At 54.1% G+C, this 9,966-nt stretch carries 12 protein-coding genes and 1 tRNA gene; 6 read left to right on the top strand and 7 right to left on the bottom strand.

Annotated features, from left to right (window positions below):
• Positions 1-86 precede the first annotated feature (86 nt).
• The gene (gene pepD, locus ACOTYN_RS25060; protein WP_014882680.1) at positions 87-1,544 is read right to left on the bottom strand and encodes a cytosol nonspecific dipeptidase; all 1,458 of its coding nucleotides are present in this window, start codon (positions 1,542-1,544) and stop codon (positions 87-89) included.
• A gap of 260 nt (positions 1,545-1,804) precedes the next feature.
• Between pepD and gpt the strand changes: the two genes are divergently transcribed.
• The 3 genes from gpt to crl all read left to right on the top strand — a co-directional run bounded on the left by gpt (position 1,805) and on the right by crl (position 4,071).
• Positions 1,805-2,263 carry a xanthine phosphoribosyltransferase gene (gene gpt, locus ACOTYN_RS25055; protein ID WP_003863205.1) on the top strand — a complete coding sequence of 153 codons (459 nt, stop codon included), beginning with the start codon at positions 1,805-1,807 and terminating at the stop codon, positions 2,261-2,263.
• Positions 2,264-2,367: 104 nt separating this feature from the next.
• A complete protein-coding gene (gene frsA, locus ACOTYN_RS25050) occupies positions 2,368-3,612 on the top strand; it encodes an esterase FrsA (RefSeq protein ID WP_014882681.1) in 1,245 nt (414 codons plus the stop codon).
• Positions 3,613-3,669: 57 nt separating this feature from the next.
• Positions 3,670-4,071, top strand: a complete 402-nt coding sequence (gene crl, locus ACOTYN_RS25045; protein WP_014882682.1) for a sigma factor-binding protein Crl — start codon at positions 3,670-3,672, stop codon at positions 4,069-4,071.
• A gap of 113 nt (positions 4,072-4,184) precedes the next feature.
• On the opposite strand, the gene phoE is transcribed toward crl, so the two are convergent.
• Positions 4,185-5,237 carry a phosphoporin PhoE gene (gene phoE / locus ACOTYN_RS25040; RefSeq protein ID WP_014882683.1) on the bottom strand — a complete coding sequence of 351 codons (1,053 nt, stop codon included), beginning with the start codon at positions 5,235-5,237 and terminating at the stop codon, positions 4,185-4,187.
• A 305-nt stretch (positions 5,238-5,542) separates the two neighbouring features.
• Between phoE and proB the strand changes: the two genes are divergently transcribed.
• From proB to ACOTYN_RS25025, 3 genes are all read left to right on the top strand, one after another.
• The gene (gene proB / locus ACOTYN_RS25035) at positions 5,543-6,646 is read left to right on the top strand and encodes a glutamate 5-kinase (protein WP_014882684.1); all 1,104 of its coding nucleotides are present in this window, start codon (positions 5,543-5,545) and stop codon (positions 6,644-6,646) included.
• Between the two features lie 11 nt (positions 6,647-6,657).
• Positions 6,658-7,911, top strand: a complete 1,254-nt coding sequence (gene proA, locus ACOTYN_RS25030) for a glutamate-5-semialdehyde dehydrogenase (RefSeq protein ID WP_071922558.1) — start codon at positions 6,658-6,660, stop codon at positions 7,909-7,911.
• A gap of 111 nt (positions 7,912-8,022) precedes the next feature.
• A tRNA-Thr gene (locus tag ACOTYN_RS25025) sits at positions 8,023-8,098 on the top strand.
• A 381-nt stretch (positions 8,099-8,479) separates the two neighbouring features.
• Here the strand turns inward: ACOTYN_RS25025 and ykfI are convergent.
• The 5 genes from ykfI to ACOTYN_RS25000 form a co-directional block, all read right to left on the bottom strand.
• Positions 8,480-8,821 carry a type IV toxin-antitoxin system toxin YkfI gene (gene ykfI / locus ACOTYN_RS25020; protein ID WP_000854680.1) on the bottom strand — a complete coding sequence of 114 codons (342 nt, stop codon included), beginning with the start codon at positions 8,819-8,821 and terminating at the stop codon, positions 8,480-8,482.
• A gap of 20 nt (positions 8,822-8,841) precedes the next feature.
• Entirely contained in the window at positions 8,842-9,159 is a 318-nt protein-coding gene (yafW, locus tag ACOTYN_RS25015) for a type IV toxin-antitoxin system antitoxin YafW (RefSeq protein WP_000070396.1), read from the bottom strand.
• 18 nt (positions 9,160-9,177) lie between these two features.
• Positions 9,178-9,399: a DUF987 domain-containing protein gene (locus tag ACOTYN_RS25010; protein WP_000691994.1), complete on the bottom strand. Its 222-nt coding sequence runs from the start codon at positions 9,397-9,399 to the stop codon at positions 9,178-9,180.
• Positions 9,400-9,407: 8 nt separating this feature from the next.
• Positions 9,408-9,884, bottom strand: coding sequence for a JAB domain-containing protein (locus ACOTYN_RS25005; RefSeq protein ID WP_000811693.1), 477 nt, complete (start codon positions 9,882-9,884; stop codon positions 9,408-9,410).
• A gap of 15 nt (positions 9,885-9,899) precedes the next feature.
• On the bottom strand, positions 9,900-9,966 hold a 67-nt coding region (locus ACOTYN_RS25000; protein WP_421634788.1), incomplete at its 5' end, for an antirestriction protein.

Raw genomic sequence — 9,966 nt, 5'->3', positions numbered from 1 at the left:
TTATAACTGTTACCCATGTATCCGGTCTAAAGTGTTACCCATGTTTCCGGTTCATACCGTAGCGCCACCGGGCAACAGACGACGAATTACTTAGCAGGAATCGCCTTCAGCAACTCGGTCAGCAGGGTCCAGTAATGGCCCACGCTTTCGATATGAACTTGCTCATCCGGCGAGTGCGGCCCGGTAATGGTTGGCCCGATAGAGACCATGTCCATGTTCGGATACGGTTTCTTGAACAGACCACACTCCAGACCCGCGTGGATCACCTGAATGTTCGGCGTGCTGTTGAACAGACGCTGATAGGTTTCGCGCACCAGCGCCATCACCGGAGAACTGGCATCCGGCTGCCAGCCCGGGTAGCTGCCTTTAGCGGAGGTTTTGGCACCCGCCAGCGTCCCCAGAGATTCCAGCATGCTCACCACGTACTCTTTACCGCTGTCGATCAGGGAACGGATCAGGCAGATAATTTCTGCACTGTCGTCGCTCATGGTGACCACGCCCACGTTCAGTGAGGTTTCTACCACGCCTTTCGCCACGTCAGAGTTGCGGATCACGCCGTTTGGCGTCGCGTTCAGCAACTGAACAAAGGTGTCACGAGACTGCACGGTCAGCGCGGCTTTGTCGGTAGTAACAGATTCCAGCACCACGGTCAGGTTTTTCTCTTTCGCTGACAGTTCGTTTTTCAGGATATCCAGGTAGACGCTGGAGAGTTTTTTCAGCTCGTCCGCTTTTGCTGCAGGTACTGCAACGGTGGCGAAGGCTTCGCGTGGGATCGCGTTGCGCAGGGTACCGCCGTTGAAGTCTACCAGGCGCAGATCCAGCTCAGCCGCGTGGCCCGCCAGGAAGCGTGCCAGCAGTTTGTTGGCGTTGCCCAGGCCCAGGTGGATATCGCCGCCGGAGTGGCCGCCTTTCAGCCCTTTCAGCGTCAGCTTGAAGGTCTGGTAACCCGCAGGCACCGCTTCGCGTGACAGTGGTAGGGTAGAGATGAAATCAATCCCGCCCGCGCAGCCCATGTAGATCTCACCTTCTTCTTCGGAGTCGGTGTTGATCAGGATATCAGCCTGCAGCCAGTTCGCCTGCAGACCGAATGCGCCGTCCATGCCCGCTTCTTCGGTCATGGTCAGCAGCACTTCCAGCGGACCGTGCTCAACGCTGTCATCCGCCAGCACGGCCAGCGCAGAAGCCATGCCGATGCCGTTATCTGCACCCAGGGTGGTGCCGCGCGCTTTCACCCAGTCGCCGTCGATGTAGGGCTGGATCGGGTCTTTAGTGAAATCGTGAACGGTGTCGTTGTTTTTCTGTGGCACCATGTCCAGGTGCGCCTGCAGGACAACCGGTTTGCGGTTTTCCATGCCTGCGGTGGCCGGTTTACGGATAAGAATGTTGCCAACCTGGTCGCGTTCAGCGTGCAGACCTTTTTCCTTCGCCCAACCCATAATATGTTCGGCAAGCTGTTCTTCATGGTAGGAAGGGTGTGGAATGGAACAGATTTTGGCAAAAATATCCCACAGCGGCTGCGGAGATAATTGAGACAGTTCAGACACGATAAGTCTCCTTGTCGATGCTCTGCAAACAAGGTTGCAGGTCACAGGGTTAGCAGGTTAATAGTTACCACAAGACAGGCTTGCGAGATGCAACTGAGAATACCACTTTCTCTGCGGGCTGGTAGCATAAAGCATGTAAAAACTCAGGCAGAGGGCGCTAAACACTGGTTTTTAGTGCGTCAGATCTCTATAATCTCGCGCAACCTATTTCCCCCTCGAACACTTTTTAAGCCGTATAAAAACAGGCTGGGACACTTCACATGAGCGAAAAATACGTCGTCACCTGGGACATGTTGCAGATTCACGCCCGCAAACTGGCTGCGCGTCTGATGCCTTCCGAACAGTGGAAAGGCATTATTGCCGTCAGCCGTGGCGGTCTGGTACCGGGGGCGCTGCTGGCACGTGAGCTGGGTATTCGTCATGTCGATACCGTTTGCATCTCCAGCTATGACCACGACAACCAGCGTGAGCTGAAAGTGCTGAAACGCGCTGAAGGCGACGGTGAAGGCTTTATCGTCATCGACGATCTGGTGGACACCGGTGGTACCGCGGTGGCTATCCGCGAAATGTATCCAAAAGCGCATTTCGTCACTATCTTCGCGAAACCGGCGGGTCGCCCACTGGTTGACGATTACGTGATTGATATCCCTCAGGATACCTGGATTGAACAGCCATGGGATATGGGCGTGGTCTTTGTACCGCCTATTTCAGGCCGTTAATTTCCGCACGTAACTTTACACGCCCGGCTATGTCGGGCGTTGTTCTTTTTATCCTGCCACGCGTTACAATGGACGTTATATGACGTATCCATGGAGGCAACGCAATGACGCAGGCGAATCTCACCGAGACACTCTTCAAACCCCGTTTCAAACACCCTGAAACGTCGACGCTGGTCCGTCGGTTCAATCCGGGTATCCAGCCTGCCGTCCAGTCTGCCTTAGACGGCAAAAACGTCCCCCACTGGTATCGCATGATTAACCGCCTGATGTGGATCTGGCGCGGTATTGATCCGCGTGAAATCCTGGATGTGCAGGCGCGTATCGTCATGAGCGAGTCGGAGCGCACAGACAGCGAACTCTACGACACGGTGGTCGGCTATCGCGGCGGCAACTGGATCTATGAATGGTCTAAACAGGCGATGCTCTGGCAGCAAAAAGCCAGCCAGGAGGAAGATGCTACGCGGAGCGGCAAGCACTGGCTCCATGCGGCCAATCTCTACGCCATTGCCGCCTACCCGCATTTAAAAGGTGATGAGCTGGCTGAGCAGGCTCAGGCGCTGGCGAACCGAGCCTATGAAGAAGCGGCTCAGCGCCTTCCGGGCCAGATGCGCGAACTGGAGTTCACCATTCCCGGCGGTGCGCCCGTCACCGGGTTCCTTCATATGCCTGAAGGAGACGGCCCGTTCCCAACCGTCCTGATGTGCGGCGGGCTGGATTCGCTGCAAATCGACTATTACAGCCTGTATGAGCGTTACTTCGCACCAAAAGGGATCGCGATGTTGACGCTTGATATGCCCTCAATTGGTTTCTCATCCAAATGGAAGCTGACTCAGGATTCCAGTCTGCTGCACCAGCATGCGCTAAAAGCGCTGGAAAACATTCCTTGGGTTGACCACACCCGCGTGGCGGCATTCGGCTTCCGCTTTGGGGCGAACGTCGCAGTGCGTCTGGCTTACCTTGAATCATCGCGCCTGAAGGCCGTCGCGTGCCTGGGCCCGGTAGTCCACGCCCTGCTTAGCGATCCTGCCCGTCAGGGCAGCGTGCCGGAAATGTACCTTGACGTGCTGGCCAGCCGCCTTGGCATGCATGATGCATCAGATGAAGCGCTGCGCGTTGAGCTCAATCGTTACTCGTTAAAAACGCAAGGTTTGCTGGGACGCCGTTGCCCGACGCCGATGTTGTCCGGCTTCTGGAAAAACGATCCGTTCAGCCCGGAGGAAGAGTCACGCTTAATCACTTCGTCATCTGCGGATGGTAAATTGCTTGAGGTGCCGTTCAGCCCGGTATATCAGAATTTCGACAAAGCACTGAAAGAGATTACGCGCTGGATCGCTCAGAGATTGTGTTAATAGATTGCTAAATTTTGCTGGTTTGGTAAAACAGTGGCTTCACAAAAGGAGATCGCAATGACGTTACCGAGTGGACACCCGAAAAGTAGGCTGATTAAGAAATTTATGGCTCTCGGCCCGTATATTCGAGAAGAGCAGTGTGAAGAGAATCGCTTTTTTTTCGACTGCCTGGCTGTTTGCGTCAACGTGAAGCCTGCACCCGAAAAACGTGAATTCTGGGGCTGGTGGATGGAAATGGAAGCTGAGGAGAAACGTTTTACCTATAGCTACCAGTTTGGCCTGTTTAATAAAGACGGCAACTGGCAGGCCACCACCATCAACGATCAGGAAGTGATTGATCGCCTGGAATATACCCTCAAAGAGTTCCACGACAAAGCGAGCGCACTGCTGGCCTCTCTGGAGCTGAAGTTCGAACCCGCGGATAACTTTTCCAGCGAAGCGGTGAAGCTGACCGCGTAATGCTTTTCTCCCTCTCCCTGTGGGAGAGGGCCGGGGTGAGGGCATCAGACCGCATTCATTTCGGGCAAAAAAAATCCCGGCACATCTGCCGGGATTTTCTTATTCGGATTATCTTAGAACTGGTACGTCATACCCAGCGCAACAATATCATCGCTGCTTACGCCCAGTTTATTATCGTCGTCAATCTGGTTGATTTTATAATCAACAAATGCGGACATATTTTTGTTGAAGTAATAGGTCGCGCCGACATCGATATATTTCACCAGGTCTTCGTCACCAATCCCTTCGATATCCTTGCCTTTAGACTGGACATAGCCCAGAGACGGGCGCAGGCCGAAATCGAACTGATATTGTGCAACAACTTCAAAGTTCTGCGCTTTATTAGCAAAGCCGCCGGAAATTGGCGTCATATTGCGGGTTTCGGAATACATGGCTGCCAGATAAATATCGTTCGCGTCGTATTTCAGACCGGTAGCCCAGGCTTCCGCTTTCTGGCCCTGACCACGCGCCAGCAGGTTTTGCGCGTTGGTGCGGTCAGAGTTGGTGTACGCGCCGCTGACAGCGAAATCGCTGCCGCCGAAGTCATAGGTCAGAGAGGTACCGAAACCGTCACCGTTCTGTTTTTTGGCGTCACGGTTTTCGTTTTTGCCCTGGTACTGCAGCGTCATGTCCAGGCCATCAATCGCACCGAAGAAATCGGTGTTACGGTAGGTTGCAAGACCGCTGGCACGCTTGGTCATAAAATTGTCGGTCTGTGCGGAAGAGTCGCCGCCGAACTCAGGGAACATATCGGTCCACGCTTCGACGTCGTAAAGCGCACCCAGGTTACGACCATAATCCAGGGAACCAAAGTCTTTCAGTTTCAGACCCGCAAACGCCAGGCGTGTTTTCTGAGAAGAGTCGCTTTCGGCTTTGTTACCGGCAAATTCGGCTTCCCAACGGCCATAGCCCGTCAGCTGATCGTTAATCTGGGTTTCACCTTTAAAACCGAAGCGAACGTACGTCTGGTCACCATCTTTGGTGTCATCATCGCTGATATAGTGCATCGCTTTAACTTTGCCGTACACGTCCAGTTTATTACCGTTTTTATTATAAACTTCAGCTGCGTGAACGGATGCAGAAGCCACCACGCCCATAACCACTAATGCCAGAGTGCTCTTTTTCATTTTCGATCCTGTCTTATAAACGCGCTAAAAAAATTCGCTGGACGATAAGCTCATGCTTAAGTCCCGTGAAAAAACAGGAAGGGTTTTATCGTTCTGGAATGAAACTTTTATGACAAACTAAGAATAATTTTAAAAAAATGTGATTTATTATTTCGGTAATAAATCCGTCAAATTTTGCCGCTACGCTTCCTGATCCCGCGCAACAAAGTGCTTTGTGATGTACTAAGGCAGTTGGCAACCGGGCTGACTCCTGTTAAAACGTTCGTTCGACATTACTTTCCCTTATCGTTGAACGGCAGAGAATCATGAGTGACAGCCAGACGCTGGTGGTAAAACTCGGTACCAGTGTGTTAACAGGCGGATCGCGCCGCCTAAATCGCGCCCACATTGTTGAGCTTGTACGTCAGTGCGCTCAACTGCATGCCGCAGGGCATCGTATTGTGATTGTGACTTCCGGGGCGATTGCCGCCGGGCGTGAACATCTGGGTTACCCCGAACTCCCCGCGACGATCGCCTCTAAACAGCTGCTGGCCGCCGTGGGACAAAGCCGACTCATTCAACTCTGGGAACAGCTGTTCTCCATCTACGGTATTCACGTCGGGCAGATGCTGCTGACGCGCGCGGATATGGAAGACAGAGAGCGCTTCCTGAACGCGCGCGATACCCTGCGCGCGCTGCTGGACAACAACATTGTTCCCGTCATCAACGAAAACGATGCCGTTGCCACCGCTGAAATCAAAGTGGGGGATAACGATAATCTCTCTGCGCTGGCCGCCATTCTGGCCGGAGCTGATAAACTCCTGCTTCTGACCGATCAGCAAGGGCTGTTTACCGCAGATCCGCGTTCCAACCCGGAAGCCGAACTGATCACCGACGTTCATGGCATCGACGATGCGCTGCGTGCCATCGCCGGTGACAGCGTTTCAGGGCTGGGAACCGGTGGCATGGGAACCAAGCTGCAGGCTGCTGACGTGGCGTGCCGTGCCGGTATCGACACCATTATTGCGGCGGGCAGCCGCCCGGGCGTGATTGGTGACGTGATGGAAGGCATCTCTGTCGGCACACGCTTCCACGCGCAGGAATCCCCGCTGGAAAACCGCAAGCGCTGGATATTTGGCGCGCCTCCTGCCGGTGAGCTCACCGTTGATGAAGGCGCGACGGCGGCGATTCTGGAACGAGGGAGTTCATTGCTTCCTAAAGGAATTAAAAGCGTGACAGGCAACTTCTCCCGTGGTGAAGTGATCCGCATCCGTAACCTTGAAGGTCGCGATATCGCCCATGGCGTAAGCCGCTATAACAGCGACGCGCTGCGCCGCATTGCGGGCCACCATTCGCAGCAGATCGACGCCATTCTGGGCTATGAATATGGCCCGGTTGCCGTTCACCGCGATGACATGATTATTCGTTAAGGAGCCAGAACATGCTGGAACAAATGGGCGCAGCCGCGAAGGCCGCCTCTTACAAACTGGCGCTCCTTTCCAGCCGTGAGAAAAACCGCGTGCTGGAAAAAATCGCTGATTATCTGGAATCGCAATCCGCTGAGATCCTGCGAGCCAACGAACAAGATTTAGCTGAGGCGCGTGAAAACGGCCTGAGCGAAGCGATGCTCGACCGCCTGGCGCTGACGCCAACGCGCCTGAAAGGCATCGCTGATGATGTCCGTCAGGTTTGTAATCTGGCTGACCCGGTAGGGCAGGTGATTGACGGTGGGCTGCTTGACAGCGGTTTGCGTCTGGAGCGTCGCCGCGTGCCGCTCGGCGTCATCGGTGTGATTTATGAAGCCCGTCCAAACGTGACGGTTGACGTCGCCTCTCTGTGCCTGAAAACCGGTAACGCTGCCATTCTGCGCGGCGGAAAAGAGACCTGGCGCACCAACGCCGCGACGGTAAACGTAATTCAGCAGGCGCTGGAAGAGTGTGGCTTACCGGCGGGAGCCGTGCAGGCGATCGAGAGCCCAGACCGTGCGCTGGTCAACGAAATGCTGCGCATGGATAAATACATCGACATGTTAATCCCACGCGGTGGCGCAGGTCTGCACAAGCTGTGCCGTGAACAGTCCACTATTCCGGTCATTACAGGCGGTATCGGCGTATGCCATATCGTTGTCGATGACAGCGCAGAGATTGCCCCGGCGCTGAAGATTATCGTTAACGCCAAAACTCAGCGTCCAAGTACCTGTAACACTGTGGAAACGCTGCTGGTGCATCAGGGTATTGCAAATACCTTCCTCCCGGCGCTGAGCAAACAGATGGCGGAGAGCGGCGTAACGCTGCACGCGGATGCCAATGCGCTCACACTGCTCCAGGATGGCCCGGCTAAGGTAGTGCCAGTCAAAGCGGAGCAGTACGATGACGAGTTCCTGTCGCTGGATCTGAACGTGAAGATTGTTAGCGATCTCGATGACGCGATTGCCCACATCCGTGAGCATGGTACCCAGCATTCTGACGCGATCCTGACGCGTACGCTGCGCAATGCCGATCGCTTCGTGAACGAAGTGGACTCCTCTGCGGTGTATGTCAACGCCTCAACGCGCTTCACCGACGGTGGCCAGTTTGGACTTGGCGCAGAAGTGGCGGTCAGCACGCAGAAACTGCACGCGCGCGGTCCGATGGGCCTCGAAGCTCTGACCACGTACAAGTGGATCGGCTTCGGTGACGATACAATTCGTGCGTAAATAATCAAGGGTGATGCAAAAATAGCCGTTTGATTCAAAAGGGCATTGACGCATCACCCGGTTAGATCTAACCTTTTGCACCGTGGTTACACTCGTAACCGGCCTCTCAGGGCCGATATAGCTCAGTTGGTAGAGCAGCGCATTCGTAATGCGAAGGTCGTAGGTTCGACTCCTATTATCGGCACCATTAAAATCAAATTGTTACGTAAGATCTTATCATTCTCCCACCAAAAAATTATCTTAATGTAACAGCTGGTGTAAGTAAATTCTATCAACGAAGATCAATCTTATCTACTGACCAAAAAGGCCTGATAGGGCTTCGCTCACTATACATCCTTGGCTGCAGGTTTAGTTGTACACCACTCCTAAATTTAATGTGTTGGCAATGTGTTCAATAAAGCTCGAACAAATTAGCTCATTATGATCGGTTAATACTTCAACTTCTGGTTGCATGATTGTTTGTCCGTAAAAAGATAACGTGCCTGCCGGGTAGTAGCAGGCGCATTACGCAATAGGTAAACAAGGGAGGAAGTTCAGAAATGTAAATCGGGAAGGTTGTACGCAATGTTCATCGTACTACGTTGTTACGGCTTTGCCGCAACAAGCCAGTTGCCTGCCGCGCTCGCAGAATGTCTGCAGCCCGGAGATAAGGAGATTGTTCCTGCCAGCTAAATCCCTTCCTGTCGATACGAACCAGCTCGTATTTTTCTACCAGAAAATTCACGGCATCGGCTAGGGTGATACCGGCATCGATGTGTTCCTTAATCACAGCCTCATTGCAGAATGGCGTGTCGTTTATTGTCAGACCATAGTGCTGTTCCAGCAGACGTGTCAGTAACATTTGCCAGACAGCCACGGGTGACAGGCAGGGCTTCACCGCCCGCTGAGTTGTTGCAGGTAAAGTTTTCATGTTTGCTCTCGTGTAGGTAATTAACGCTGAGTGGGGTAAATGGCGATGTATACGTAGCCGCAACTGCCAAGGGTGTCGGCTTCGCAGGTTAAATCGTTGTGGTACAGGGTAACGCAGTGGGCATGGTGGGGGCTGAGTTCACCGGTGGTCAGCATCGATTCCATCTGGCGGATAAAGTGCGGGAATGTTTCATCCAGCTTCCGGCATTCGATGTCACTGAACTTGCCGGTGATGCTGGCCCGGTCAGCCAGATAATGCAGTCGGTTGCCTTCCTGCACCAGACGGGCTCCCAGGCGCAGTGTAATCTCCCGCTGCAGGCCCCTGGTAGGGTTGCTCATTACAGTTCTCCACTATTGTCAGTTCAGGGTGATGCTCATCAGGCAGGTATAGGGCCCATTGCGGTCCTGGCGGCGTTCGGCGTATACCGCGAGGACTCCGGCGATATCCGGAACGTCCCTGCCGGTGTAATGACAGACGCTACCGTGCCACTGGTATTTGCCGGTGCAGTAGCGAAAGATTCGGGACTCAGGATGCTGGCGGTATATCGTCATTGCCCTGCGTTTACTGATAATTTTCATGTAATACCTCAAAGCAGACCGTGTTCTGCGAACGAATAGATTTGCCTGCCACCGACAATCAGATGGTCAGGGACACGGATATCCACCAGCTGAAGCACCTGAACCAGTCGCTGCGTGAGGGTTTTGTCGGCCTGGCTAGGTGTCGTCTCGCCGGAAGGATGGTTATGCGCGAGTATCACCGCCGCCGCGTTGAAGTGCAGAGCACGTTTGACCACCTCCCGGGGATGCACCTCGGTGCGGTTAATCGTGCCGGTGAAGAGCGTTTCATGGGCAATCAACTGATTCTGGTTGTCCAGATACAACACCCGGAACTCTTCCCGCTCAAGCGCGGCCATATGCAGTCGCAGCCATTCACGTACGGCGTGGGTAGAGGTGAAGGCTACGCCGGGCTCATGCAGGTGGCGGTCCAGAGCCCTGAGCGCCCGCTGAATGAGACGCCGGTCCTGTGGCGTCATCTCGCCGGGTAAAAAGGAAAGCTGTTTCATCTGTTGCTCCTTCGGTCAGTCGGTAATACGCAGAATGGCGTGAGCCTCTGGATGTTGCATGGCATACTCCCGCAGGCGGTAA

The organism is Enterobacter cloacae complex sp. IR5458, assembly GCF_049238025.1.
GTDB classification, from domain to species: domain Bacteria; phylum Pseudomonadota; class Gammaproteobacteria; order Enterobacterales; family Enterobacteriaceae; genus Enterobacter; species Enterobacter kobei.
The sequence above is the reverse complement of the archived record's forward strand: the minus strand, read 5'-3'. Positions and strand labels throughout refer to the sequence as shown.